This window comes from Streptomyces rubellomurinus (assembly GCF_000961885.1).
GTDB lineage: Bacteria > Actinomycetota > Actinomycetes > Streptomycetales > Streptomycetaceae > Kitasatospora > Kitasatospora rubellomurina.
Genome location: NZ_JZKH01000016.1, coordinates 1 through 25369, shown reverse-complemented (window position 1 = coordinate 25369; position 25369 = coordinate 1). Strand labels below are relative to the sequence as shown.

Annotated in this window: 20 protein-coding genes; 12 read left to right on the top strand and 8 right to left on the bottom strand. The window is 74.6% G+C overall.

Annotation, left to right across the window (positions count from 1 at the left end):
- The first annotated feature begins 61 nt into the window (after window positions 1-61).
- Window positions 62-484 carry a Fur family transcriptional regulator gene (locus VM95_RS10520; RefSeq protein WP_045694536.1) on the top strand — a complete coding sequence of 141 codons (423 nt, stop codon included), beginning with the start codon at window positions 62-64 and terminating at the stop codon, window positions 482-484.
- 18 nt (window positions 485-502) lie between these two features.
- Here the strand turns inward: VM95_RS10520 and VM95_RS38705 are convergent, their stop codons facing one another.
- The 3 genes from VM95_RS38705 to VM95_RS10505 all read right to left on the bottom strand — a co-directional run bounded on the left by VM95_RS38705 (window position 503) and on the right by VM95_RS10505 (window position 4890).
- Entirely contained in the window at window positions 503-1093 is a 591-nt protein-coding gene (locus tag VM95_RS38705; protein WP_052707273.1) for a hypothetical protein, read from the bottom strand.
- 119 nt (window positions 1094-1212) lie between these two features.
- Window positions 1213-3381, bottom strand: a complete 2169-nt coding sequence (locus VM95_RS10510; RefSeq protein ID WP_052707272.1) for an RICIN domain-containing protein — start codon at window positions 3379-3381, stop codon at window positions 1213-1215.
- 192 nt (window positions 3382-3573) lie between these two features.
- On the bottom strand, window positions 3574-4890 hold the full coding sequence (locus VM95_RS10505) for a cytochrome P450 (protein ID WP_244178713.1): 1317 nt from the start codon (window positions 4888-4890) through the stop codon (window positions 3574-3576).
- Between the two features lie 91 nt (window positions 4891-4981).
- Between VM95_RS10505 and VM95_RS10500 the strand changes: the two genes are divergently transcribed.
- The 6 genes from VM95_RS10500 (at window position 4982) to VM95_RS10475 (ending at window position 13188) form a co-directional block, all read left to right on the top strand.
- Window positions 4982-5425: a GNAT family N-acetyltransferase gene (locus VM95_RS10500; protein ID WP_052706798.1), complete on the top strand. Its 444-nt coding sequence runs from the start codon at window positions 4982-4984 to the stop codon at window positions 5423-5425.
- 173 nt (window positions 5426-5598) lie between these two features.
- Complete coding sequence (locus tag VM95_RS10495) at window positions 5599-6147, top strand: SRPBCC family protein (protein WP_045694533.1); 549 nt, start codon at window positions 5599-5601, stop codon at window positions 6145-6147.
- Window positions 6148-6309: 162 nt separating this feature from the next.
- Complete coding sequence (locus tag VM95_RS10490) at window positions 6310-8004, top strand: class I adenylate-forming enzyme family protein (protein WP_244178712.1); 1695 nt, start codon at window positions 6310-6312, stop codon at window positions 8002-8004.
- Entirely contained in the window at window positions 8001-9989 is a 1989-nt protein-coding gene (locus VM95_RS10485; RefSeq protein ID WP_045694530.1) for an FAD/NAD(P)-binding protein, read from the top strand. The genes VM95_RS10490 and VM95_RS10485 overlap by 4 nt, the downstream gene beginning before the upstream one ends.
- Window positions 9986-11395 (top strand): nitrosuccinate lyase, encoded by a 1410-nt coding sequence (locus tag VM95_RS10480; RefSeq protein WP_045694526.1) that lies wholly within the window; start codon window positions 9986-9988, stop codon window positions 11393-11395. The genes VM95_RS10485 and VM95_RS10480 overlap by 4 nt, the downstream gene beginning before the upstream one ends.
- Before the next feature lie 227 nt (window positions 11396-11622).
- The gene (locus VM95_RS10475; protein WP_045694523.1) at window positions 11623-13188 is read left to right on the top strand and encodes a class I adenylate-forming enzyme family protein; all 1566 of its coding nucleotides are present in this window, start codon (window positions 11623-11625) and stop codon (window positions 13186-13188) included.
- Between the two features lie 67 nt (window positions 13189-13255).
- Here VM95_RS10475 and VM95_RS10470 read toward each other — a convergent pair whose 3' ends face one another.
- The 4 genes from VM95_RS10470 to VM95_RS10455 form a co-directional block, all read right to left on the bottom strand.
- On the bottom strand, window positions 13256-15214 hold the full coding sequence (locus VM95_RS10470) for an anthranilate synthase family protein (RefSeq protein WP_107072921.1): 1959 nt from the start codon (window positions 15212-15214) through the stop codon (window positions 13256-13258).
- Window positions 15211-15840, bottom strand: a complete 630-nt coding sequence (locus VM95_RS10465; protein WP_045694520.1) for an isochorismatase family protein — start codon at window positions 15838-15840, stop codon at window positions 15211-15213. The genes VM95_RS10470 and VM95_RS10465 overlap by 4 nt, the downstream gene beginning before the upstream one ends.
- A gap of 97 nt (window positions 15841-15937) precedes the next feature.
- Window positions 15938-16708 (bottom strand): 2,3-dihydro-2,3-dihydroxybenzoate dehydrogenase, encoded by a 771-nt coding sequence (locus tag VM95_RS10460; protein WP_045694518.1) that lies wholly within the window; start codon window positions 16706-16708, stop codon window positions 15938-15940.
- Between the two features lie 80 nt (window positions 16709-16788).
- The gene (locus tag VM95_RS10455) at window positions 16789-17961 is read right to left on the bottom strand and encodes a 3-deoxy-7-phosphoheptulonate synthase (RefSeq protein ID WP_045694514.1); all 1173 of its coding nucleotides are present in this window, start codon (window positions 17959-17961) and stop codon (window positions 16789-16791) included.
- 459 nt (window positions 17962-18420) lie between these two features.
- Between VM95_RS10455 and VM95_RS10450 the strand changes: the two genes are divergently transcribed.
- Window positions 18421-20334, top strand: coding sequence for a helix-turn-helix domain-containing protein (locus VM95_RS10450; protein WP_045694511.1), 1914 nt, complete (start codon window positions 18421-18423; stop codon window positions 20332-20334).
- 21 nt (window positions 20335-20355) lie between these two features.
- Here VM95_RS10450 and VM95_RS10445 read toward each other — a convergent pair whose 3' ends face one another.
- Window positions 20356-21612, bottom strand: a complete 1257-nt coding sequence (locus tag VM95_RS10445; protein WP_244178711.1) for an IS701 family transposase — start codon at window positions 21610-21612, stop codon at window positions 20356-20358.
- A 285-nt stretch (window positions 21613-21897) separates the two neighbouring features.
- Between VM95_RS10445 and VM95_RS10440 the strand changes: the two genes are divergently transcribed.
- From VM95_RS10440 to VM95_RS10425, 4 genes are all read left to right on the top strand, one after another.
- Window positions 21898-22872, top strand: coding sequence for an NADPH:quinone reductase (locus VM95_RS10440; protein WP_045694509.1), 975 nt, complete (start codon window positions 21898-21900; stop codon window positions 22870-22872).
- Between the two features lie 124 nt (window positions 22873-22996).
- Entirely contained in the window at window positions 22997-23476 is a 480-nt protein-coding gene (locus VM95_RS10435; RefSeq protein ID WP_045694506.1) for an RrF2 family transcriptional regulator, read from the top strand.
- A gap of 79 nt (window positions 23477-23555) precedes the next feature.
- Window positions 23556-24776: an MFS transporter gene (locus VM95_RS10430; RefSeq protein WP_045694504.1), complete on the top strand. Its 1221-nt coding sequence runs from the start codon at window positions 23556-23558 to the stop codon at window positions 24774-24776.
- 259 nt (window positions 24777-25035) lie between these two features.
- Window positions 25036-25369: thiamine pyrophosphate-binding protein (locus VM95_RS10425; protein WP_045694502.1), on the top strand; the 334-nt coding region annotated here is incomplete at its 3' end.

Here is a 25369-nt window from a genome sequence, read left to right as displayed (position 1 = left end):
AGACCTCGGACACCGATTGGTACCATCCGTTCTTCCCCTTGACCTGAATAGGTGAACCGATATGAGTGACCTGCTGGAGCGACTGCGCGGGCGCGGCTGGCGCCTCACCTCCCAGCGGCGTGTCGTGGCGGAGGTCCTGGACGGGGACCACGTGCACCTCACGGCCGACGAGGTGCACGCCAGAGCCGCCGCACGCCTGCCGGAGATCTCCCGGGCGACGGTCTACAACACCCTCGGCGAGCTGGTCACCCTCGGCGAGGTCATCGAGGTCTCCACGGACGGGCGCGCCAAGCGCTACGACCCCAACGCGCACCACGCGCACCAGCACCTGGTCTGCACCGGCTGCGGCACCATCCGCGACGTCCACCCCACCGGCGACCCGCTCGCCGACCTGCCGGCCGAGCAGCGCTTCGGCTTCGCCGTGGCGGGCGCCGAGGTCACCTACCGGGGGCTCTGCCCCACCTGCGCGGGCGCCGCGGTCTGACGGCCGCGGGTCGGACGGTCAGCGGCGGCGCCGGAGCCAGCGGCCGGCGGCGGCCAGGAGCACGACCGCGGCGGCTGCGGCCGCGCCGAACGTCGCCCGGCTGACACCGCCGTCGGCGGCCTCGTGGGACGCGTCCCCCACCGGGGTGGCAGCGACCGTGGGGCCGGCCACCGGAGCGGCCACCGGGGAACCGGCGGCGCCCGTCGCGGTCGCGAAGGCGGTCGGCGGGTCGTCGACCGCGGCGGGGGCGACGTCGAATTCGCGCTCGCCGTGGCCGAGGGAGGGGAAGGCGCACTCGACGGTGACCTTCCAGTGGCCGGCCGGCAGGATCTCGCGGGTGGTGTACGTCCCCGGGCTGCCCGGGACGGCGACCAGTCGCCAGGGGCCGGCGGTGCGGCCGTCCGCGGCGGTCGCGGACAGCGTGCCGGCGAAGTCCTCGGTGACCGGGTCGTGGTCGTTCTCCCAGGTGGCGACGGTGCTGACGTGACCGTTCCGCTGCCCGGAGACGTCCAGGTGGACGCTGTCGCCGTGGGCGGCGGCGGGTGCGGTGGCGGACAGCACGGCCGCGGCGGCGAGGGCGAGGGCGGCGAAGAGCGGTCGGGTGCGCATGGCGGGAAGTCCTCGGGGTGGCGGGGGTGGGGCTGCGGTGCCGGGATGCCAGGGCGCGGCCGCCGTCCGGTGACGGCGGCCGCGCCCGCTGGTGGAGCGTGGAGCTACGAGGTCCGCACCTACGAGGTCTTCACCAGCGACCAGTTCTGGTACGGCTGGCCGCTCGGCTGCTGCAGTTCCAGCAGCCAGCCGCCGTAGTACCAGCGGTCGCTGAGCCCGAGGACCAGCGAACCCCCGTCCGCCGTGACGGTGAACCCGCCGCCGGCGGCGTTGAGCTGCCACTTCTGCGCGGCGGTGTCGGCGCACGGCTGCTGCGCGACGTACTGGCCGGCGACGGCGGCGCCACCGAGCTGCAGGCACTTGCCGGAGCGCACGGACTTGATCCGGACGGCGCCGTTGCCGGCGTCCTCGAAGGACCACTTCTGGTTGGCGTAGCCGGTGCGCTGGTAGGCGATGGCCACGGTGCCGTCGTTCAGCGAGCTGCCCCACAGGTCGGCCGCCTGGCCGGTGAGACCGTTGACCATGGTGTACCGGGTGCCGGGCTGCGGGTGGCCCGCGTCCGCGAGGGTGTGGAAGGTGACGGCGCGGCCGGGCCTGCCGACCGAACCGGCGGCGTCGCGGGCGGCGACGGCCACGGTGTAGGAGGTGCCGGGGGCGAGCCGGACCAGGCCGACCACGGTCGAACGCACGGTGCCGACGGTCTGGCCGTTCAGCTGGACGTCGTAGCCGGCCGCCGCCGGAGCGGCCTTCCAGCTCAGGACCGCGGAGTTCTGGGTGACCTGACTGACCGTCAGGTCCGGCCCGGTGTCGCCGCCCCGGGTCGGGGACGCGGTCGGCGACGGGGAGCCGGTCGGCGTGGCGGTCGGACTGCCGGTGGGCGTCGGGGTCGGCGAGGGCGTGCGGGTGGGCGAGCCAGTCGGCGTGGGCGTCGGCGTGGGGTTGGGGTTGGGGCCGGTGCCGCCGCCCGCGACGAGGAAGCGGTTGTTCGCGACGTTCCAGTGGGTGGCCAGGTAACTACCGGGCTTGGGGTCGGTGTTGTAGTAGTCGTCGTGGTTGCAGTCGAGCCGGTCGTCATGGGCGCGGTCCGGGCAGACGGTCCGCATCTGCGGGTAGTAGGGGGCGTCCGAGTAGCACATGATGTCCCACTCGTCGACGCAGTGCCCGGCCTTGCTGGAGTTGGGGGCGCTGTTGTTCACCGCGCCCAGGTTGTGGCCGAGTTCGTGCGCGGCGGTGGTGCCGCCCCAGCACCCGGCGTCGGTGCGGCCGTAGGAGGGGCCGAAGTTGCTGAGGTTGTCCTGGCCGGGGCGCTCGTCACCGGCGAAGGTGCCGATCCCGCAGTACACCTTGGCGTCGGTGAACATCATGTACTTGCGGTCCTTGCGGTCGAACCCCTGCGCGGCGAGGGCGCGGTTGCTCGCGTTGAAGTCCGCCGCCTCGGCGTCGGAGATCTGCACGTTCAGCACCGAGGCGCTGCAGTCGGGTTCGGTGACGAAGCGGACGTGCCGCTCGCCGCCGGTCTCCGCCGCGCTGGCGTTGTAGATGACGTCGACGTCGACGGCCCACTTCTTGAACGAGGCCAGGTACTGGGCGTAGCGGTCGTTGCCCGGGGTGTGCACGTACACCACCTGGACGCGGTTGCCGCTGCGGCCGTCGCCCTCGCAGATCAGGCCGGACCCGGCGGGGGCAGCGCCACCGCCGGAACCGCCGGAGCCGTCGAGGAGCGCCTTCTGCTGGACGTCGAGGACGGGCTCGCCGCCCTTGAGGAGGTCGGCGGCGGCGGGTGCGCGGACGTCGGCCGGCGGGGTGAGCGCGGGCGGCTGGGCGGCCGGGGCGGCGACCGGCGGGACGTCCTTGCGGATGTCCACGTCCTTGGGGGGCACGTCCGGGCCGTGGCTGCACTGGGTGCTGCCGCTGACCTCCAGCATGCTGCCGCAGCGGTCACTGGCCGGCAGGTTCAACCCCGCGTAGACCAGGCCGCGTTCGGGCTGGTCCTTGGGTATCGACTTCGGCGGGGCGGCCTTCTCGTCCCGCTTCGGGGCGGGCGGCTTGCTGCCGCCCTCGGCGGTGCCGGTCTCCCCCGACCCGTCGCCGTCCGGCACGACGCCGGCCTGGTCACCGACGACGTCCGCGGCCGTGACCGTGCTGTGCGCGGACGTCGGCTCCAGCGCGGTGCGGATGCCGAGCGTGCCCACGACCAGTCCGGCCGCCACCACGGCGGCGACCAGTGCGCTCCGGCGGGTGAGCCTGCGGCGCCTGCGCCGCCGGAGCTCGCTGCTTCGGTGTCCCATCGCGTTCCTTTCCTCGTGCCATGGCCCGCGCACCCCGCTGAACCGGGGGCTCGGGCCCGCTGACACTCCGGAGAGCGACTGGGGCGGCCGGGAATAACGGAAACTTCTTGCGAAAATCTCCGAGGTGTTCGACGGGCGCTCGTTCGACGACGGAGGGCCCGGCGGGGAGGGGCCATGACGGCCGGCGGGCCGTCAGCCGGTCGTCCGCCAGCGGACCGGCAGGGACTTGAGGCCGTTCTGGAAGTTGGTGACCAGCCGCCGCGGCGGCCCCGCCGCCGGGTCCGGCTCCAGCCCGGGCAGCCGGTCCAGCAGTTCGCGCACCATCAACCGCAGCTGGACGCGGGCGAGTTGGGCGCCGACGCAGAAGTGCGGGCCGTAGCCGAAGCTCACGTGGTCGTTCGGGGTGCGGGTGAGGTCGAGGCGGTCCGGCTCCGGGAAGACGGTCTCGTCCCGGTTGGCGGAGGCGTGGTAGACCACCACCTTGTCCCCGCGCCGGATCGGCCGGCCGCCGAGCTCGGTGTCCGCGGCCGCGGTGCGCCGGATGTTCATCACCGGCGGCCAGAACCGCAGCAGCTCCTCGACGGCCGGGCCGGTCAGCTCGGGCCGCTCGCGCAGCTGCCGGTACTGCGCGGGGTGGCCGAAGAGGGTGAGCAGGGCGCCGGGCAGGCCGTTGCGGACGGTCTCGTTCCCGGCGACGGCGAAGAGGAAGAACATCGTCTCGAACTCCTCGGCGGTCAGGCCCGCCTGCAGGGCCCGGGTCAGGATGCCGCGCGACTCCCCGGGGGCCTGGGCCAGCCCGTGGGCGTAGGCGTACATGTCGGCCAGCGCGGGCCGGGAGCGCGGGTTGACCGGACGGCCGTCCGGCGCGGTGAGGGCGGTGGGGCGGTGAGCGAGCGCCGCCCGGCCGAGGTCGGTCAGGGTGGCCGGGTCGGCGGTGCTGGACTGCGCGTAGTCGGCGTCCTGGTAGCCGATCACCCGGTTCGCCCAGTCGACCAGCAGCTGCCGGTCCTGCTCGGGCACCCCCATCACCCGCACCAGCGTCCACACCGGCAGGTCGGCCACCAGCCGCACCAGGTCCGCGGCGCCCTCCGGCCGCACCCCGGCCACCAGCTCGCGCACCCGGCCGGCCACCGCGTCCGTCAGCTCGACCAGGGCGCGCGGGGTGAACGCCCCCGCCACGATCCGGCGCAGCCGGGAGTGGTCGGGCGGGTCCTGGTTGAGCATCATCGCCCGGACGAAGTCCAGGTCGGCCGGGGTGTCCGGGTCGCGGACCTGGGTCGCGCCCAGGTGCGAGGAGAAGACGTCCGGGCTGCGCAGCACGTGCTTCACGTCCGCGTGGCGCAGCACCGCCCAGTAGCCGGTGCCGCCGGGCCAGCCCGCCACGGGCGGCTCCTCCACCCACCACACCGGGGCGGCCCGCCGCAGCTCGCGGAACAGGCCGTACGGCACGCCGTCCGCGTAGGTGGCCGGGAGGAAGATCCGGTTGACGTCCGCCTGCGAGAGGGTCACAGGGGGACGGTACGACAGGCCGGGCCGGGGCGCCAGGACGTCGCGGGCGATGACGAGTTGAGGCGGGGCCGCAGGCTCTAGAGTGCCCCGCATGGAGCTGACGATGGTTGACGTCGTCCCGGGGCAGGCCGCGATGGCGGCCGATGTCGGGCCGCTGATCAGACAGTTGAGGCCGGCACTGACGGCCGGGGAGTTCGCGGACTTCGCCGCCGAGGCGCACCGGCAGGGGCTGGTCTTCACCGCCGCCTACGACGGGGGCGGGCGGTGCGTCGGGGTGGCGGCGCACCGGGTGCTGGCCACCAGCCGTGGGCGGCTGCTGTTCGTGGAGGACCTGGTGGCCGACCGCGCGGTGCGTTCGGCGGGGGTCGGGCGGCGGCTGATGGCGGAGCTGGAGGGGCGGGCCCGGCGGGCGGGGTGCGTGCGGATCGAGCTCGACTCCGGGGTGTCCAACCACGGCGCCCACCGCTTCTACCACGCGGGCCGGATGGCGATCGTGGCCCTGCACTTCGCCCGCGAGGTGCCCGCCGGTCCGTGACGGCAGCCGGGGGCGGCCGGGGCGGCCGGGCCGCTAGAGCCCAGGTCAGGGCACGGTCCGGCCGCCCCGTCCGCCCCTTTTCCCAGCAGGGAGTTGACACGGAATCATGGAGTTGACGGACCCGCCGGCCCGGCCTTGACCCCCGCCGGGGCCCGGCTGGGACGATTCCCGGCATGGGCGAAACCAGCAACGACAAGCAGCAGCCGATCTTCTCCGCCGACGCCGACATCCGCGTCGCCGCGGCCCCGCTGGACGTGTACGCGGTGCTCAGCGACCTGCCGCGCAGCGGCGAGTGGAGCCCGGAGTGCCAGGGCGGTGAGTGGGTGGTGGGCGCCCCGGCCGAGGTCGGTTCGGTGTTCCGCGGCGAGAACCTCCGCAGCGAGGACGTGGTCGCCTGGGCGCCGGTGGTGCGCGGCCGGTGGACGACGCACGCCCAGGTGGTGGCCGCCGAGCCCGGCCGCACCTTCCGGTGGGCGATGCACGACTCGGCGGGCGAGCCGCAGCAGAGCGTGTGGGGCTTCGACATCGAGCCGGCCGAGGGCGGCGGCAGCCTGCTGACCCACCACTTCCGGATGAACGCGGCCACCGAGGGCATCAAGGGCATCACCGCGGAGATGGACGCCGGCGCAAAGGAACGTTTCTTCGCCGAATGGGGCGACAAGATCTCCGCCGACCTGGCCGTCACGCTGCGGCGCATCAAGGCCGTCGTCGAGCAGGCGTGAGCGTCGCTCGGACGTGACACCGGGCCCGGTCGCCGACCGGCCCCCTTCGCCCCGCACGGCCCCCATCACATTCCACGTCGAGCGCCGTCGGCGGCATGCCGCGGTCCGGGAGGCGGACAGGTGCTTCTGCAACGTATCGGAAACCGGGGGATCCACCTCGGAATGCTGTTCGAACGCGCCGCGGCGAGACACGGCGCCAACGTCCTCATCCTCGACCACGACCTGGACGTCGCACCGGAGTTGGGCCGCCGGGCGACCGTCGCCGAGGTCGCGGACCTGGTGGACGACCTGGCCTCCCGGCTCTGGGCGGCGGGCGTCCGACCGGCCCGGCGGGTGGTGGTGTACAAGGCCGACGGCTTCGACATCACCCTGCTCGCCTGCGCGGCGGCGAGGATCGGGGCCGTACCCGTCCTGCTGTCCCCGCAGCTGGACGGCGCCACCGTCGCCGAGCTGGTCCGCCGGACCGACCGGCCGTACCTGGTGACCGACCAGGAGAAGCTGGAGAACGTCCTGCCCGGGACGGTCTTCGAGCTCGCCGGCCGGGTCGTGCTGACCTCCGGCTCCTACCGCGACGCGGTCGAACTGCGCTCGCTGGCCGGGGTGGAGCGGGTCGCCCCGGTCGTCATGCCGGCCGACCACCCGACGCTGATCACCCACACCTCGGGCACCACCGGCACGCCCAAGCTGGCCGTGCACACCGGGTTCAGCCTGCAGTCCCGCTACCGCCCGCAGGCCTCGGTGATCGCCCCGCTGGTCCGGCGCCGGGAGACCATCGCGATCCACGTCTCCTTCGTCCACTCCCGGCTGATCACCGCCCTGGCGATCTCGCTGTACCGCGGCTTCCCGCTGGTGCTGCTGCGCGGCTCGGACCCGAAGGCGATCGGCGACCTGTTCGCCCGGCTGAAGCCCGGCATCCTGGAGGCCCACCCCAACTCCTTCATGGAGTGGGAGGAGTTGGCCGAGGACCCGCGCGGGCCGCTGTCCAACGTCAAGCTGTTCAGCAGCACCTTCGACGCGATCCACCCGCGCACCGTGCACCGGCTGCTGCGCGCCACCAAGCGGCGGGCGCCCGTGTTCGGCCAGCTGTACGGGCAGAGCGAGGTCGGCCCGGCGATCGTCCGGGGCTTCAGCCGCCGCCGCACGCTGGACGACGACGGCCGCTGCGTCGGCATGCCGTTCCCCGGGATGACCGACGTGCGGGTGGTCAGCCGCAACGGCCGGCCGCCGTCCCCGCAGAACCCCGGCTTCATCGAGGTGCGCAGCGACGGGCGCATCGTCACCTACCTCGGCGAGCAGGAGCGCTACGACGCCCAGGTGTCGGCGGACGGCTGGTGGCGGATGGGCGACGTCGGCTACCGCACCCGGTGGGGCTGCGTGCACCTGCTGGACCGCGAGGTCGACCTGATCGAGGGCTTCGGCAGCACCCTGGCCGTCGAGGACACCCTGTTCGGCCGGCTGCCCGGCCTCGCCGAGGTCATCATCATCCCCGGCACGGACGGCCGGGTGGTGCCGGTGGTGTGCACCAAGGACGACGCGCCGCTGGACCTCGCCGCCTGGCGGCGCGCCACCGCCTCGCTGCCGCCGATGGCCGAGCCGGTCCACCGGCGGCTGGCCGACCTGCCGAGGACCGCCACCACCAAGATCAAGCGCCTGGAGCTCGCCCGGCTGCTGCTCGCCGCGGAGCCGGTGGACGACACCCAGCAGGACACCCAGCACGACACACAGCACGACGCACGGCACGACACCCAGCACGACGCACGGCACGACACCCAGCACGACGCACGGCAGGACGCACAGCACGACGCACAGGACGACGGATCGGACCACGCATCGGACGCGGAGGGCGGACAGCCATGACCGGAAGGAAGCAGGCGGGCCTGGAGGTCTGCATCGTCGGAGCGGGCCCGCGCGGCCTGTCCGTGCTGGAGCGGCTGTGCGCCAACGAGCGCGCCCGGCCCTCGCACGACGCCGTCACCGTGCACGTGATCGACCCGGCGGCGCCCGGCGCCGGCGCCGTCTGGCGCCAGGACCAGTCGCAGCACCTGCTGATGAACACCGTCGCCTCGCAGATCACCGTGTACACCGACGACAGCTCGCGGATCGACGGCCCGATCGAGCCCGGCCCGAGCCTGTACGGGTGGGCCGCCGAGATCGCCGCCGCCGGCGCCGCCTCCGGGCAGGACGAGGCCTGCCTCGCCGAGGCCCGCGCCCTGGGGCCCAACACCTACCCCAGCCGGGCCTTCTACGGGCGCTACCTGAACGCCTGCTTCCGCCAGGTGATCGACGGCGCCCCCGCGCACGTCACCGTCGTGGTGCACCGCTCGCGGGCGGTCGCCATGGCGGACACCCACGGCATCCCCGGCGGCCCGCAGGGCATCCGGCTGGAGGACGGCAGCCGGCTCAACGAGCTGGACGCCATCGTGCTCGCCCAGGGCCACGTCGCCGCCCGGCCGACCCCGCACGAGGAGCGGACGGCGAGCCTCGCCCGGATCCACCACCTCACCTACCTCACCCCGGCCAACCCCGCCGACCTCGACCTGAGCGGCATCGAGCCGGGCCAGAACGTGCTGCTGCGCGGCCTCGGGCTCAACTTCTTCGACCACATGGCGCTCTTCACCATCGGCCGCGGCGGCTCGTTCGAGCGCGTCGACGAGCGGCTGGTCTACCGGCCCTCCGGCCGGGAGCCGAAGTTGTTCGCCTGGTCGCGGCGCGGCATCCCGTACCACGCCCGCGGCGAGAACGAGAAGGGCGCGTACGGCCGTTACTACCCGCGGCTGCTCACCGCCGAGTACATCGCCGGGCTGCGCCGGCGCGCCGCGGCCGGCGAACCGGTGCACTTCCGCACCGACCTGTGGCCGCTGATCTCCCGCGAGGTGGAGAGCGTCTACTACGGCACGCTGCTGGACGCCCGGGGCCGCGGCGCCGAGCGGGAGGACTTCGTCCAGCGCTACCTGACGGTCGCGCGCGGCGACGGCTTCGCGTTCCTGTGCGAGGAGTACGGCATCACCGAGGCCGAGCGCTGGGACTGGGACCGGCTCTTCCGCCCGTACGGGGACCGGGAGTTCACCGGCCCGGAGGACTTCCGCGACTGGCTCCTCGACTACCTCGCCCTGGACGTCGAGGCGGCCCGGGCCGGGAACCTCAGCGGCCCGCTCAAGGCCGCCCTGGACGTGCTGCGCGACCTGCGCAACGAGATCCGGCAGGCCGTCGACCACGGCGGGCTGGAGGGCACCTCGCACCGGGACGACCTGGAGGGCTGGTACACCCCGCTCAACGCCTTCCTGTCGATCGGCCCGCCGGTCTCCCGGATCGAGGAGCTGATCGCCCTGATCGAGGCCGGCGTCGTCGAACTCTCCGGCCCGGGCACCGAGATCCGGATCGACACCGGCACGCCCTGCTACGTGCTCAGCTCGACCAAGGTGCCGCGCACGCCCGTGCGGGCCACCGTCCTGATCGAGGCGCGGCTGCCCGAACCCGACCTGCGGCGCACCACCGACCCGCTGCTCCAGCACCTGCTGAGCACCGAGCAGGCCACCGCGTACCGGATCCCGGCCCAGGACGGGAGCAGCTACGAGACCGGCGGGCTGGCCGTCACCGAGCGGCCGTACCGGCTGCTGGACACCCGCGGCCGCGCGCACCCGCGGCGCTACGCCTACGGGGTGCCCACCGAGTCGGTGCACTGGGTGACGGCCGCCGGGATCCGGCCCGGCGTGGACTCGGTGACCCTCGGCGACTCGGACGCGATCGCCCGCGCGGTGCTCGCCCTGTCGCCCGCCGCCGAAGTGCCGGCCGCCGTCCGGCCGGGCGCGGACGTGACCGACCTGACCGGAGTACTGGTATGACCGACCCGCACGGCGCCGCCGACGCGCTGACCGACGGCGGCCTGCTCTCCCCGGTCCGGGCCGGGACCCCGGTCGAGGCCGCCGTCAGCGACCTGGCCTGGCTGCAGGCCATGCTGGACGCCGAGGCGGCCCTCGCCCGGGCCCAGGCCGCCCTGGGCACCGTGCCCCGAGCCGCCGCCGACACCATCACCCGGCTGGCCCGGGCGGACCGGCTGGACCTGCGCGCCCTCGCGCTCGAAGCCCGGGAGACCGCCAACCCGGTGGTCGGGCTGGTCCGGGCGTTCACCCGGGTGGTGGCGGCCGAGGACCGGGCCGCCGCCGAGTACGTCCACCGCGGCTCCACCAGCCAGGACGTGCTGGACACCGGCGCGATGCTGGTGGCCGCCCGCGCGCTGCGCACCGTCCGCGCCGACCTCGCCCGCACCGCCCGGGCGCTGGCCGTCCTCGCCGGGCGCCACCGGGACACCGCCCTCGCGGGCCGCACCCTCGCCCTGCAGGCCGTGCCGACCACCTTCGGCCTCAAGGCGGCCGGCTGGCGGCAGCTGGTGCTGGACGCCGAACGGCGGCTCGGCGCCGTCGCCGACCAGCTCCCGGTCTCGCTCGGCGGCGCCGCCGGCACCCTCGCCGGCTACCTGGAGTACGCCCGGATCGACGGCGGCGACGCCGGGGACCCGGACGGGTACCCGGACCGACTGGTCGCCGCCTTCGCCGCCGAGACCGGACTGGCCCGCCCGGTGCTGCCCTGGCACGCGCTGCGCACCCCGATCGCCGACCTCGCCGGCGCGCTCGCCTTCACGGCCGGCGCCCTCGGCAAGCTCGCGGTCGACGTGCAGTCGCTGACCAGGACGGAGGTCGGCGAGGTCGCCGAGCCCACCGCGGCCGGGCGGGGCAGCTCCTCCGCGATGCCGCACAAGCGCAACCCGGTGCTCGCCACCCTGATCCGCAGCGCCGCGCTGCAGGTGCCGGTGATCGCCACCGGGCTCACCCAGTGCCTGCTGGCCGAGGACGAGCGCTCGGCCGGCGCCTGGCACGCCGAGTGGCAGCTGCTGCGCGAGGCGCTGCGGCTCACCGGCGGCGCCGCGCACACCGCGGTGGAGCTCGCCGAGGGCCTGGAGGTCCGGCCCGAACGGATGCGGGCCAACCTGGACCTGACGGGCAGTCAGGTCGTCTCGGAGCGGATCGCGGCCGTCCTGGCGCCGCGGCTCGGCAAGGCGGAGGCGAAGCAGCTGCTCACCGAGGCCTCCGCCGAGGCCGACCGCGGCCACCGGCCGCTGGCCCTGGTGCTCGCCGAACTCCCCGCGCTGAAGGGCGTGTTCAGCGAGGACGAGCTCACCCGGCTGTGCGACCCGACCGCCTACACCGGGGCCGCCGGCCCCCTCGTCGACCGGGCCCTGCGCGAGCACTAGGGCTCGTCTGACAATTCGCGTCGGATCAGCGCGCGGCGTTGGGCGCCCGGCTGGGCGTGCCGGCGGATCGTCCTCGTACTGGGTGTACTTGGGCGATTCGCCGGTGCGTCCAGGCGGGATGCCCGGCGTCGCGTGCCCGGCGGGAATTGTCAGACGAGCCCTGGGGCTGGTCCGGCACCAAGGCCCCGCCGGGTGCGCAGTGCGACCAATCGAAGGGAAAGAGGAGCATGTTCCTGCAACGCGTCGGCAACCGGGGCATCCGGCTGGGCACGGTCTTCGACCGCGCGGCCGCCCGCCACCCGGCGAACCCGGTCTACCTCGACCACGACCTCGACATCGCCCCCGAGTTGGGCCGGCGGATCACCCTGACCGAGGTCGCCGACCTGGTCGACGACTTCGCCGCCCGGCTGTGGGCGGCCGACGTCCGGCCGGGCGCACGGGTGGTGATCCACAAGGCGGACGGCTTCGACATCTCGCTGCTCGCCTACAGCGTCGCCCGGGTCGGCGCGGTGCCGGTGCTGCTCTCCCCGAAGCTGGACGGCACCACCGTCGCCCGGCTGCTGGGGCGGCTGTCGCGGCCGACGCTGCTCACCGACGCGGCGAAGCTGGAGAAGGAGCTGCCGTCCGAGGTCTTCGAGCTGTCCGAGCGGGTGCTGGTCGCCACCGGGGAGTTCCCGGGCGCCACCTCGCTGCCCGCGCTGGCCGGGGCCGAGCGGATCAGGCCGGTGACCATGCCGCAGGACCAGCCCGCGCTGATCACCCACACCTCGGGCACCACCGGGCTGCCCAAGCTCACCGTCCAGACCGGCATCACCATCCAGGCCCGCTGCCGCCCGCAGTCGGTGCTGCTCGCCCCGGTCGGGCGGCGCGAGCCGATCGCCGTGCACGTCTCCTTCGTCCACTCCCGGATGATCAGCGGCGCCGCGCTGTTCGCGCTGCGCGGCCACCCGATGATCATCATGCGCGACGACGAGCCGGAGCACGCCGCCGCGCTGTTCGCCCGGATCCCGCCCGGCGTGATCGAGTCCCACCCCAACACGCTGCTCGGCTGGGAGGTGCTGGCCGACCACCCGGCACAACCGCTGGCCAAGGTGCGCTGCTTCAGCAACACCTTCGACGCCATCCACCCCCGCACCGTCGACACCCTGCTGGGCGCCTCCCGGCGCAGCCTGCCGTTCTTCGCCCAGACGTACGGGCAGAGCGAGACCGGCGCCGTCGCCGCCCGCACCTACACCCGGTACCGCAACGCCAACGCCGAGGGCCGCTGCGTCGGCCGCAACTTCCCCGGGATGACCGAGGTCCGGGTGGTCAGCCGGGACGGCCGGCCGGTGACCAAGGACTCCCCCGGCCGGATCGAGGTGCGCACCGGCGGGCAGATCATCGGCTACCACGGCGAACAGGAGCGCTTCGACGGCCAGTTCTCGCCGGACGGCTGGTGGCGGATGGGCGACCTCGGCTACCGCACCCGGTGGGGCTGCCTGCACCTGCTGGACCGCGAGGTCGACGAGATCCCGGGCATCAACAGCACCCTCGACCTGGAGGACAAGCTGTTCACCCGGCTGCCCGAGCTGCTGGAGGTGATCATCGTCCCGGGCGGGGACCGGGCGCCGATACCGGTGGTCTGCACCCGGGACGACCGGCCGCTCGACGTCGACCGGTGGAACCGCGCGGTGGCCGGCCTGCCCGCGCTGGCACCGCCGGTGCAGCGCCGGCTGGACGAGCTGCCGCACACCGCCACCACCAAGGTGAAGCGGCTGGAGCTGGCCCGGGAGCTGGCGGCCGAAGAGGCGTAAGCACCGCACAGCACGGAAGGCGTGGGCCCGGGCGGGGTCCACGCCTTCCGCGTCGCCGGACGGGGAACTACCGGGCCAGCGGGAGGGCGGCGGCCCGCAGGACGCCGGCGATCAGGCCGCCGGTGATCCGGGGCCCGTCCTGGGTGAGCACCGACTCGGCGTGGAACTGCATGGACGCGAAGTGCGGGCCGCGCAGGGCGTGCACCTCGCCGGTCCGCCGGTCGCGGCTGGCCTCGACGGTGCCGACGCCGGGCACCTCGACGGTGTCCCGCGGGCTGGTCGCGGCGAAGGTGTTGTAGAAGCCGACCCGCTCCCGGGCGCCGAACAGGTCGATCTCGCGCTGCACGCCCTGGTTGGGGACGTCGCGGCGGCGCAGCGGCAGGCCGAGCCGGGCGGCCAGCACCTGGTGGCTGAGGCAGACCGCGACGAACGGCAGCCGCCGGTCGAGCAACTCGGCCACCGCGGCGCGCAGATGGGCGATCTTGGGGTGGTCGACCCGCTGCGGGTCGCCGGGCCCCGGGCCCATCACGACCAGGTCGTAACCCTCGAAGGCGTACGGCCGGTCGAACCGACTGATCGTCACCTCAAGTCCGAGGGACCGGAGTTGGTGGCCGATCATGGCGGTGAAGGTGTCCTCGGCGTCGACCACCAGGACCCGGCGCCCGGCGAGTTCGGCCAGTTCCCGGCCGCGGTCCGGGCCGTCTGCCAGCCAGAAGTCCGCGATGCCGGTGTTGCGGCCCGCCAGGGCGGCCCGGACCTGCGGGTGGTCGGCGAAGCCGGTCCGGCCGCCGCCCTCCAGCGCGGCGAGCAGGCCGGCCGCCTTGGCCCTGGTCTCGGCGACCTCGGAGGCCGGGTCGGAGTGGCGCACCAGGGTGGCGCCGACGCCGATCCGGATCCGGCCGGCGGCGTCGATGTCGGCGGTGCGGATCAGGATCGCGGAGTCCATCGTGCGCCCGCCGCGCCCGTCCCGCCCGATCAGCGCCGCCACGCCGCTGTAGTAGCCGCGCCCGGCGGGTTCGTAGCGGCGGATGACCCGGGCGGCGCTCTCCAGCGGGCTGCCGGTGACCGTGGGGGCGAACAGCGTCTCGCGCAGGATCTCGCGCGGGTCGCGGTCGGTGCGGCCCTCGATCAGGTACTCGGTGTGCGCGAGCCGGGCCATCTCCTTGAGGTACGGGCCGACGACCCGGCCGCCGCCCGGGCAGATCCGGGCCATCATCTTGAGCTCCTCGTCGACCACCATGTAGAGCTCGTCGGTCTCCTTGCGGTCGGCGAGGAAGTCCATCACGCCGCTCAGGGTCGGGCCGGAGGCCGGGTAGCGGTAGGTGCCGCTGATCGGGTTCATCACGGCGACGCCGTCGACGAGGCTCAGGTGCCGCTCCGGGCTGGCGCCGACGAAGGTCCGCTCCCCGGTGTGCACCACGAAGGTCCAGTAGGCGCCCGCCTCGCGCTCGGCGAGCCGGCGGAAGAAGGCCAGCGCGGCGGGCACGGTGTAGTCGGTGATCTCGGCCAGGAAGGAGCGGCGGAGGACGAAGTTGGCGCCCTCGCCCCGGCCGATCTCCTCGGCGACGACCCGCTGGACGATGTCGGCGTACTCCTCGTCGGCCAGGTCGAAGCGGGCGCCGGTCAGCGCGGTGGGCCGGTCCGGGATCAGCGCCAGCGCCTCGGCCAGGGGGACGACGGCGTGCTCGGCGACCGTCATGGCGAGCAGCGGGGCGCCGTCGTCCGGGGCCTCGAAGCCGCGCTCGGCGAGCTGCCGGTACGGGACCAGCAGCAGCACGTCCGGGCCGGCGGCGCCAGCGGGCCCGGCCAGCGGGACCTCGGCCAGGGTGCGCGCGGCGGCGACCTCGCCGAACAGGACGTCCAGGCTGCCGGGGCCGGTGGTCTCGGGCCGGTGCAGCAGGGCGAAGGCGGGCGGCTGCTCGACGAGCACCCGGCGCAGCAGCGCCTCGGTCGTCCGGTCGGTGATCCGGGGCCGGTCGGTGGTCCGGGGCCGGTCCGTCGTCCGCTCCGTCGTCCGGTCGGTCATACGAAGGTCTCCTCGGCGGTGGTCAGCTTGGCGCAGCGCGCGGCGGCGTACTCCAGGGCGAGCCGGTGGTCGGCGGCGGAGAAGTCCGCGACGGCGTCGGCGACCAGGAACGGCTGGATGTCGTTGGTGAACGCGTCGACGGCCGTCATCAGCACGCCGACGTGCGCGTACACGCCGCACAGCACCAGCTGGTCGCGGCCGTGTTCGCGCATCCGCTGGAGCAGGTCGGAGCGGAAGAAGGCGCTGTAGCGCCACTTGGTGAGCAGCCAGTCGCCCGGCTGCGGGGTGAGCGGCTCGACCACCTCGCGGTCGGCCGGGTCGACCCGCATGCCCGGGCCCCAGAAGTCCCGCAGCAGGCCGCGCTGTTCGGGGGTCATGCCGCCGGGCTGGGCGGTGTACGCGACGGGCACGCCGAGTTCGGCGGCGCGGCGGCGCAGCAGCGCGGCGTTGCGCAGCAGTTCCCCGCCGGGGGAGGCGTCCGCCGGGAAGGGGCGCAGGAAGTAGCGCTGCATGTCGTGCACGAGCAGCACCGCGCGGTCCGGGTGGACGGTCCACGACACGGTGTTGTCGGGCAGTTCGCCGGCGGTCGGCATCGGGTACGGCGCGATGGGCGGAATGCCTGCCATGGGGATGGACTCTCCTGGGAAAGGGGCGAGTTGGGCCGCTGCGGCCGGTGGGGGTCGGCCACAGCGGCCCGGCCGTTGGGCGGACGGACGGAGGGGCTCAGGCGCCGAGGCTCGCGCCGCCGTCGACGGTGAGGTCGTGCAGGGTGATGTGGCCGGCCGCGTCGGAGAGCAGGAAGAGCACGGCGGCGGCGATGTCGGCGGGGCGGGCCAGCTTGTTGAGCGGGATGCCGACCCGGAACGCGTCCGGGCGGCCCCGCAGGGTGTTCCGGGGGCCGGTCTCGTCGTGCCACATCGAGCTGAGCATCGGGGTGTCGGTGGAGCCGGGGGCGACCAGGTTGCAGCGGATGCCGTACTTGGCGACCTCCAGGCCGAGGCTCTTGGTGAACATCGTCGCGGCGGCCTTGGAGGCGGCGTAGGCGGCCATCTCGGTGCGCGGGGTGCTGGCGGCGTTCGAGGCGACGGTGACGACGGCGCCGCGCCGGCGCGGGATCATCCGGTCGATCACCGCCCGGGAGACGTGGAAGACGCCGTTGACGTTGACGGCGAAGGTGGCCGTCCAGTCCTCGACGCTGAAGTCGCGGACCTCGCCGAGCCGAAGGATCCCGGCGGCGTTGACCAGCTGGTCCACCGGGCCGAGTTCGCGCTCCACCCGGTCGACGGTCTGCTCGACGGCCCGGTGGTCGCTGACGTCCACCGGGTACGGCTCGGCCCGCAGGCCGTCCGCGGCGAGGGCGTCCGCCATCGCGCGCAGGCCCTCCTCGTCGCGGTCCAGCGCGGCCACGGTGGTGCCCTGTTCGGCGAGGGCGCGGACCACGGCCGCGCCGATGCCGCCTGCTGCCCCGGTGACCAGGGCGATCGTGTTCGTCACTGCCGGACCTCCCTCGGGGCCGGCGCGAGGCCGGCCCGTTGCTCTGGGTGTGGTGGTGTGCCGCTGCGACGGCCCGAGCGCTATCCCTCCCAGGCGGAGACCACGGTGATGGCCTGGCCGGGGTTGAGCCGGGGGTCGCAGAAGCTGGTGTACTTGTCGCCCACCTGCGCCGCCCCCGAGGCGTCGTGGGCGCACTCGGTGACGTCGTCGGGCGTGGTCTCCAGGTGCAGGCCGCCGGCCACGCCGCCCTCGGAGCGGACGGCGTACCGGAAGCGCTGGACCTCCCGGACGACGGTCTCGACGAACCGGGTCTTCAGCCCGCCGGGCGCGGTCACGGTGTTGCCGTGCATCGGGTCGGTGAGCCAGATGACGGGGTGGCCGGCCAGCCGGGCGGCCCGGACCAGCGGGGGCAGCCGGTCGGCGACCGCCTCGGCGCCCATCCGGGCGATCAGGGTGAGCCGGCCGGGCTCGCGGCGCGGGTCGAGCCGCTCGCACAGGGCCAGCAGTTCCTCGGGCGTCATGCCGGGGCCGACCTTGCACGCGACCGGGTTGGCGACCGAGGCGAGCATCGCGACGTGGGCGCCGGTCACGTCGCGGGTGCGCTCGCCGATCCACGGCCAGTGCGTGGAGGTCAGCATGCTCTCGGTGTAGCCGACCTGCCGGATCAGCGGCAGTTCGTAGTCGAGCAGCAGCGCCTCGTGGCTGGTCCAGACCGGCGCGCTGAGCGGCGAGCGGCGGTCCGGGTCCGGCCAGCCGAGGTGGGTCATCGCCTCGGCCGCCGCCCAGTAGCAGTGCAGCAGCCGCTGCGGGTCGGGGCGGCGCAGCTCCGGGTCGGGTTCGGGGCTGTTGACCAGGTGGCCGCGGAACACCGGGATGTCGACGCCGCCGACCCGCTCGGTGTCGCTGGAGCGGGGCTTGGCGAACTGGCCGGCCATCCGGCCGACCCGGACGACCGGGCGGTGGGTGGCCATCGTGACGATGCCGGCCAGCACGTCCAGCAGTCCGGCCTTGCGGGCGACGTCCTCCGCGGTGCACTCCGCCGGGTCCTCGGCGCAGTCGCCGATCTGCACCACCTGGGCCCGCCCGGCCGCGACCTCGGCCAGCACCGCGCGCAGCCGCCGCACGTCGGCCGGGCCGACCAGTGGCGGCAGGCCGGCCAACCGGTCCTTGATCTCGGGCAGTTGCTCGTGGTCGCCCCAGTCCGGCTGGTGGAGTGCCGGCCGGGACAGCAGCGTGGACAGGGCGGTGGCCATGGGTGTCTCCCGGGGCGAAGGTGCGTCGGCTCGGCGGCGCGCACGGGGGGCGTCGTGGAGAGGCTGCGGATGGCACTGGTCGGTCCCGATCCTGGGCCGCGCCCTCCCGCCCCGCCAACGCCGGCCGCCGCACTCCGTCAGGTGGGCGGATACTCCATCAGGTGACGGCAGACTCCGTCAGATGCCGCCGTTCCCCGGTGGTCCCGGCACACCCCGGGGGTGGGCGGACCACCGTCCGCGCCCGGGCCGGCCCCATCGGCGGGGGTGGCGGGAAGGTGGCCCGGCACCACATCGGAGGGCGCCCCGGGAGGTGGGCTCCACCGTCCGAACTGTGAAATCGCCTGCCATCCACACAAAGTGACGTGATAAACACATCATCATTCGACTGCGACATGCCAAACAGACATGCCAAACCGACATGCCGAACCGACGACCTCGGCGCACAGGCAGGGATGGGACATGACCGAACAGGAGGCCCGCAAGCGGCCCGACGCACTGTCCGTACTGAGCCTGCTCGTGGCCGAGGCCCCGGCGGCCCGCATCGAGTCGCTGCCCGCCGAGGCCGCCCGCGAGGGCGCCGGGCAGGCCGAGGCGGCGGCCCTGGAGCAGGCCGTCCGGCTCGGACTCGGCATCTGCGCCCAGCGCCGGGGCCGCCAGCAGCGCGAGGCCGGGCTGTCCGCGCTGCTCGACACCGCCCGGGACCTCCTCGTCCCGAACACCCTGGACGAGGTGCTCAAGGTCGTCACCCGCCGCGCCCGGCTGCTCCTCGGCGCCGACATGGCCTGCGTCAGCTTCCCCGGGGAGCAGGACGGCCAGTCCTACGTCCGGGCCTCGGACGGCCACACCTCCGCCCTCAACGTGGGCCTGCGGCTGACCGACGGCGCCGGCCTCGGCCACGCCGCCGTCGCCGGCCTGACCCCGATGTGGACCCCGGACTACCTCGTCGACCAGCGGATCCGCCACACCCACGCGATCGACGACGTGGTCCGCGCCGAGGCGCTGCGCGCCCTGATGGCCGTCCCGCTGAGCCACGGCCCGGACTCCTACGGCGCGCTCTACGTCGCCGACCGCAACGTGCGGCACTTCACGCCGGAGGAGATCTCCACCATGAACCTGCTCGGCGAACTCGCCGGGCTGGCCGTCCTGCGCACCCAGCAGCTGGAGGAGACCGCGGCCGCCGCCCGCCAGCTGAGCGAGGAGCACGACCGCACCGTCACCGCCCTCCGCGACCTGCGCGAACAGCGCCTGCTGCAGCGCGAGTTGACCGAACGGGCGCTGACCGACAGCGACCTGTACGGGGTCGCCGAGGCCGCGAGCCGGCAACTGGGCGACGGGCTGCGGATCCACGCCGCCGACGGCACCGTCCTGACCAGCGTCGGCAGGCTGCCCGAAACGGCCCCCGCCGCCGCGGGCGCGCAGGCCGCCGGGCGCCCGGTGGACACCGCCGACGGCCTGCGGGCCGTCCCGGTCACCGCCGGCGGCGAGGTGCTCGGCACCCTGGTGTGCCGGCCCGGGCCCGACGCCGCCTCCGACACCGACGAACTGCTGCAACTCACCGCCCAGGCCGTGGCGGTGCAGCTGCTGCGCACCGGCGACGCCACCGTCACCCAGGGCCGCGCCCACGACGAGCTGCTGGAGGACCTGCTCTCCGGCACCAAGCGCCCGCCGCAGCAACTGGAGGAACGCGCCCGCCGGTTGGGCCTCGACCTGAGCGCACCGCACGTCGTGGTGGTCGCCCGCCCCGACACCCGCGCGGTCGGCCGGGCCTGTGCCCTGCTCATGGCGCTGGCCCCGCGGCTGAAGGGCCTGCGGGTCGCCCACGACGGCAACGTCGTCCTGCTGCTGCCCGGCACCGACGCCGGCGCCGCCGCCCGGACCGTCCTGAACGAACTCGCCCCGCTGCTCAGCGAACCCGTCACGGTGGCCGGGGCCGGGCCGGTCACCGACGCCGCCTCGGTGTTCCACTGCCACCAGGAGGCCCTGCGCTGCCTCGACGCGATGATCGCCCTCGGCAGCACCGGCTGCTCGGCCTCCCCCGGGGAGCTGGGCTTCCTCGGCGTCCTGCTCGCCGGGAAGCGGGACGTCCGCCCCTTCGTCGACTCGGTGATCGGCCCGGTGCTCGACTACGACCGGCAGCGGTTCACCGACCTCGGCCGCACCCTGGACGCCTACTTCGAGACCGGCGGCAGCCCGACCCGGGCCGCCCAGAAGCTGCACGTCCACCCGAACACCGTCGCCCGCCGGCTGGAGCGGATCGGCGAACTGATCGGCCCGAACTGGCAGGACCCGGCCCAGGCGCTCGAAGTCCAGCTCGCCCTGCGGCTCTCCCGCGTCCGCGACCTGCTCACCCAGGACGGCCCGCCGCCGGAGTGAGCAGGTCGCGCGCCCGAGACCTCAGCCGACCCGGCGCGGGGAGCGGCCGCCGCCGTGGGCGAGGGCCGCGACCGCGTGGGCGGCCGAGGCCAGCGTGACGTGGCGGTGCCAGCCGTTGAAGGAGCGGCCGGTGTAGTCGCGCACGCCGGTGCGGTCGGCGATCTCGTGGAAGTCCCGCTCGACCCGCCCGGTCAGCAGGCTCAGCCGGAACAGCTGGGCGGGCGAGGCGTGCGGCACGTCGGCCAGCCACAGCTCCTGCGGCCAGCGCCGGCCGGGGGTGCCCGCGCCGAGCAGCAGCAGGTCGTCGCCCGCGACGCCGCCCGGACGCCCGGGCGAGCGCAGGGTGCGGGCCGCGCCGGCCGCCGTCCGGACCCGGACGGCGCCGACCAGGGCGGCGTGCGGCGCGCCCTCCGGCCCGTGGTCCGTCCAGGTCACCACCCGCCGGCGGTCCCGGCACGCCCCGATGATCCGGTGGGCCGGCAGCGCCTCCGCGCCGTGCCCGGTCGGCCCGCCCTCGGCCGGGCTCAGCGGCAGCGTGCTGTTGATCCGGACGACGAACGGCACCCCCGCCGCCCGCAGCCGCCGCACCGCCTTCATGCCGTCCAGCTCCCGCACGTCCATCACCACCGGCAGGGTGGGCAGGCCCCAGGAGCGGGTCAGCTCCAGCACCGCCTCGACCGCGCAGTCGCCCAGGGTCCGGGTGTTCACGCTCGCCGGGATGGACGCCTGGCTGCGCCGGGGGACGTCGTCGAGCCACGCCCGGGACAGGTGCAGCCGCCAGTTGACCGGCATGCTCGCCTCCTCGGACGCCGACCAGACGCCCACCGCCTGCTGGGCGTTGAGCACCTGGCCGAGCGAGGAGATGAACCGGCGGTCCACGCCCACCGAGTGCTCCCCCGCCTTCGGGATGACGGTCTGCTGCACCACCCACGCCTGCGGCGGCGCGACGGCCGTCACGTAGTGGGCCAGCGCCGCGCGGACCGGGTCCCAGTCCCAGGTGGAGCTGCTGATGAAGTGGTGCAGGTTCTGCTCCGTGGCCTGGCCGCCGATCAGCCGCGCGATGTTGCGGACCGACTTGCGGCCCTGCGCGCCCAGCAGCCCGCGCAGGTACTCCACGCCCTTGCGGCGCTGGTCGGACCGGGGCAGCGAGGCGAACAGCACCGCACAGAGCTCGGAGAGGACGATGTCGTGGGAACTGCCGAGCACCGGCGCGCGCCCTGGCGTTCCCGTATCGATCATGTGCAGGTCAAAGTCGCGCACGTGGACCAACCTCCGCATGGCAGCCGTCTCCTCCGAATGGTTCGACGGTAAACGGAGGATCCGCACCCGGCCCAGGTGCACCGACCACACGACTGCGGTAGAGACCTATGGCGGGACCACCGGACAGGCCGCCTGAGCAGGCAAAACCGCCCTCCGGCCAACCCGCAACCGGAGCGGACGCGGCCGCCCGCGGCCCGCCGACCCGTCCCGCCGGCGGCCCGGACGTGAAGCGGTTCCGGCGAGTTGACGAACAATCACCGTGTCGGCACCTCCGCGCGCGGCCCGGTGAAAGACTCTTCGATCATGCGAGCAGCCTTCATCGAGACCCTCGGCGGCCCCGAGAACATCCGGTACGGCGAACTGCCCACCCCCCGGCCGGGGCCGACCGACGTCCTGGTCGACGTCACCTCCACCACCGTCAACCCGGTGGACACCTTCGTCCGTTCGGGGCTCTTCCGCACCCCCCTCCCGTTCCCGTTCGTGATCGGCCGCGACCTCGTCGGCACCGTCGCGGCGACCGGTCCCGGCACCGCCGGCTTCGCCGTGGGCGACCGGGTCTGGACCAACAGCCTGGGCCACGGCGGGCGCCAGGGCGCCGCCGCCGAACAGGCCGTCGTCCCCGCCGACCGCCTCTACCACCTCCCTCCTGGCGTGCGCCCCGAGGACGCCGTCGCCGTCGTCCACCCGGGCGCGACCGCCTACCTCGGGCTGTTCACGCACGGCCGCCTGCGGGCCGGCGAGACCGTCCTGGTGGCCGGCGCCGCCGGGAACGTCGGCTCCGCGCTGGTCACCCTCGCCGTCGAAGCCGGGGCCCGGGTGGTCGCCACCGCCTCCGCCCGCGACCTCGACCACTGCCGCGCGCTGGGTGCCGCCGAGGCCCTGGACTACCGCGACCCCGAGCTCGCCGAGCGCCTCACCCGCGCCTGCCCGGGCGGCGTCGACCTCCACCTCGACACCTCCGGCGAGAACGACCTGGCCGCCGCCGTCGACCTGCTCGCCCCGCGCGGACGCATCGTCCTGCTGGCCGGCGCCCGTTCGCGGCCGGTCCTCCCGGTCGGGCCGCTGTACATGAAGGACTGCTCGATCGCCGGCTTCGTCATCTCGCACGCGACCGGCACCGAACTGGCCGAGGCCGCCGCCACCCTCAACCGCCTGCTCGCGGCCGGACGGCTGCGGCCCCGGGCCGTCGAGACCCTCCCGCTGAGCGCCGCCGCCGAGGTCCACGGACGGATGGAACGCGGCGAACTGCACGGCACCCGGGTCGTCCTCCGGCCCTAGCGCTTGTTGTACCTGACGGTCCGACAGGTCCGCAATGGCCTGTCCTGACCGCAACTTGACATACTTTCGGCCGATCGGGCGCCCGACCTGCGCGGGCGGAACCTGGATGTGTATCGTCCTGGTTATGCGGATGGGCGAAGGGGTCGAATGGGGCCTCCACTGCTGCCTCACACTGGCCTGGCTCGACAGCGAGCAACCGGTGCCGACAGCCCGGCTGGCAGCCTGGTTCGACCTGCCGCCGGCCTACCTGACCAAGCGCCTCCAGGCCCTGGTCCGGGCCGGCATCCTGAGCTCCACCCCCGGCATCAAGGGCGGCTTCCGGCTGGCCCGGCCGCCGGAGCGGATCTCGCTGATGGACGTCGTCACCGCCATCGAGGGCCCCGAGGACGCCTTCCGCTGCACCGAGATCCGCCAGCGCGCCGAGGGCGGCGGAGCCCCCGAACGGGAGTTCCGCAGCCCCTGCGGGATCGCCACCGCGATGCGCCGGGCCGAACTGGCCTGGCGCCGCGAGCTCGCCGGGCAGACGGTGGCCGACCTGATGGCCTCCGCCCCCGGCGGCGCCGCCGCCCGTACCCGACGCCACTACGCCCGCATGACGGGCTGACCCCGACCACCCGACCACCCGACCGGGCCGCCGGAACGTGCCCGGACCGAACCCCGACCGAACTGCAAGGAGAATCCGGATGTCCAGTGTCTCGGTTCCGACCGACCGGAAGGCCGCGGCCGAGCCCGGCACACCACCCCAGGGCGGACTCTCGTCCACCCTCGTCCTCGCCCTGGGCACCTTCGCGGTCGGCACGGACGCCTTCGTGGTGGCCGGCTTCCTCCCCTCCATGGCCAAGGACCTCCACGTCTCCTCCGCCACCGCCGGCCAGTCGATCACAGTCTTCGCCGCCGCCTACGCGATCCTCTCCCCCGTCCTGGCCACCCTGCTCGCCCGGCTTCCCCGCCGCACCCTGCTGATCGGCGCCCTCTTCACCCTCGGCATCGCCAACCTCGGCTCCGCACTGGCCCCCAACATGGCCGTGCTGATCATCAGCCGGATCCTCGCCGCCGCCGGCGCCGCCTCGTACACCCCCAACGCCGGCGCCGTCAGCGCCTCCCTCGTCCGGCCCGAACTGCGGGCCCGCGCCCTCGCCGTGGTCATCGGCGGCCTCACCATCGCCACCGCCCTCGGCGTGCCGCTCGGCAACGCCGCCAGCCACTGGTTCGGCTGGCGCACCGCCCTGGGGATCGTCGCCGGGCTCTGCCTGTTCGTCGCGGTCATACTCCGGCTGATCATGCCGTGGCTCCCCGGCGCCGCCCGGGTGCCGCTGCGCACCCGCATGGCCGTGCTGCGCCGCCCGGCCGTGCTCGCCGTGCTGCCGCTCACCGTGCTCGGCATGTGCGCCACCTACGTGCCGTACGCCTACGCCGTGCCGATGCTGGACGCCGTCCAGATCCCCGAGAGCGGCGTGCTCTGGATGCTCTTCCTGTACGGCATCGGCGCGGTGATCGGCAACCTCGCCGCCGGCCACGCCACCGACCGCTGGGGCTCCACCAACGTCCTGATCGTCGGCTGCGCCGTGATGGCGGTCGCGCTCGGCGCGCTCGCCTGGCTGGCCTCCACCGACGCCGACGTCAAGCCGCTGGTCGGCCTGCTGTGCATGCTCTGGGGCGGCAGCAGCTGGTCCCAGACGCCCCCGCAGCAGCACCGGCTGATCGAGGTCGCCCCGCAGGAGGCGCCGCTGGTGATCTCGCTCAACTCCTCCGGCATCTACCTCGGCATCGGCCTCGGCAGCATCATCGGCGGTGCCGCCCTCGGCGCCGGCGCCACGACCGTGTACGGCCTGGCCTCGGGCATCGGCGCCCTGGCCCTGCTCTTCCTGCTGTTCACCCGGCGCGCGTCCGCGCGGAAGGGCTGACACGCGGGACGATTCCCCCGCGGGGCCGGACAACGCCCTTCCGGCCACCGCTTCCTGACGGTGCGGCGTCGCACCCAGCGCTGAGTCACCCCTCAGACCGCGACGACCGACGACCGGCGCGGAGAGAGACCCTGCTGCCCCGGTTTCCCGACACGACGTCCACGGCCGACCCGGCCGCCGCCCACCGCGGCGGCCCCGGCCGTGGACACCACCCGGTCCCACGGGACCAACTCGTCGACGAAACCGAGAGGTTGTCAGCATGTCCCAGCTCAGCACGTTCGCCGCGCCCGCCCCGGAGGCCGCTCCCCCGGAGGACGCCGCCCTGGAGTCCCCCGCCCTGGAGGCCGTCAGCCCGGAGGGCGCCGCCCCGGCGGCCGGGGTGACCGGGGCCGAGGCGTTGATCCGCTCCCTCGAAGAGGTCGGGGTGGACACCGTCTTCGGCATCCCGGGCGGGGCCATCCTCCCCGCGTACGACCCGCTGATGGACTCCACCGAGGTCCGCCACATCCTGGTCCGGCACGAGCAGGGCGCCGGCCACGCCGCCACCGGCTACGCCCAGGCCACCGGCCGGGTCGGGGTCTGCATGGCCACCT

Bases quoted from the DNA above. Each gene is read 5' to 3' on its own strand.
- VM95_RS10470 (WP_107072921.1), bottom strand. From the start codon at position 15,214: ATGACCGACCGGACGACGGAGCGGACGACGGACCGGCCCCGGACCACC.
- VM95_RS10520 (WP_045694536.1), top strand. From the start codon at position 62: ATGAGTGACCTGCTGGAGCGACTGCGCGGGCGCGGCTGGCGCCTCACC.
- VM95_RS10440 (WP_045694509.1), top strand. From the start codon at position 21,898: ATGCGAGCAGCCTTCATCGAGACCCTCGGCGGCCCCGAGAACATCCGG.
- VM95_RS10475 (WP_045694523.1), top strand. From the start codon at position 11,623: ATGTTCCTGCAACGCGTCGGCAACCGGGGCATCCGGCTGGGCACGGTC.
- VM95_RS10480 (WP_045694526.1), top strand. From the start codon at position 9,986: ATGACCGACCCGCACGGCGCCGCCGACGCGCTGACCGACGGCGGCCTG.
- VM95_RS10490 (WP_244178712.1), top strand. From the start codon at position 6,310: ATGCTGTTCGAACGCGCCGCGGCGAGACACGGCGCCAACGTCCTCATC.
- VM95_RS10465 (WP_045694520.1), bottom strand. From the start codon at position 15,840: ATGGCAGGCATTCCGCCCATCGCGCCGTACCCGATGCCGACCGCCGGC.
- VM95_RS10510 (WP_052707272.1), bottom strand. From the start codon at position 3,381: ATGGGACACCGAAGCAGCGAGCTCCGGCGGCGCAGGCGCCGCAGGCTC.
- VM95_RS10500 (WP_052706798.1), top strand. From the start codon at position 4,982: ATGGAGCTGACGATGGTTGACGTCGTCCCGGGGCAGGCCGCGATGGCG.
- VM95_RS10430 (WP_045694504.1), top strand. From the start codon at position 23,556: ATGTCCAGTGTCTCGGTTCCGACCGACCGGAAGGCCGCGGCCGAGCCC.
- VM95_RS10445 (WP_244178711.1), bottom strand. From the start codon at position 21,612: ATGCGGAGGTTGGTCCACGTGCGCGACTTTGACCTGCACATGATCGAT.
- VM95_RS10450 (WP_045694511.1), top strand. From the start codon at position 18,421: ATGACCGAACAGGAGGCCCGCAAGCGGCCCGACGCACTGTCCGTACTG.
- VM95_RS10435 (WP_045694506.1), top strand. From the start codon at position 22,997: ATGCGGATGGGCGAAGGGGTCGAATGGGGCCTCCACTGCTGCCTCACA.
- VM95_RS10455 (WP_045694514.1), bottom strand. From the start codon at position 17,961: ATGGCCACCGCCCTGTCCACGCTGCTGTCCCGGCCGGCACTCCACCAG.
- VM95_RS10485 (WP_045694530.1), top strand. From the start codon at position 8,001: ATGACCGGAAGGAAGCAGGCGGGCCTGGAGGTCTGCATCGTCGGAGCG.
- VM95_RS38705 (WP_052707273.1), bottom strand. From the start codon at position 1,093: ATGCGCACCCGACCGCTCTTCGCCGCCCTCGCCCTCGCCGCCGCGGCC.
- VM95_RS10495 (WP_045694533.1), top strand. From the start codon at position 5,599: ATGGGCGAAACCAGCAACGACAAGCAGCAGCCGATCTTCTCCGCCGAC.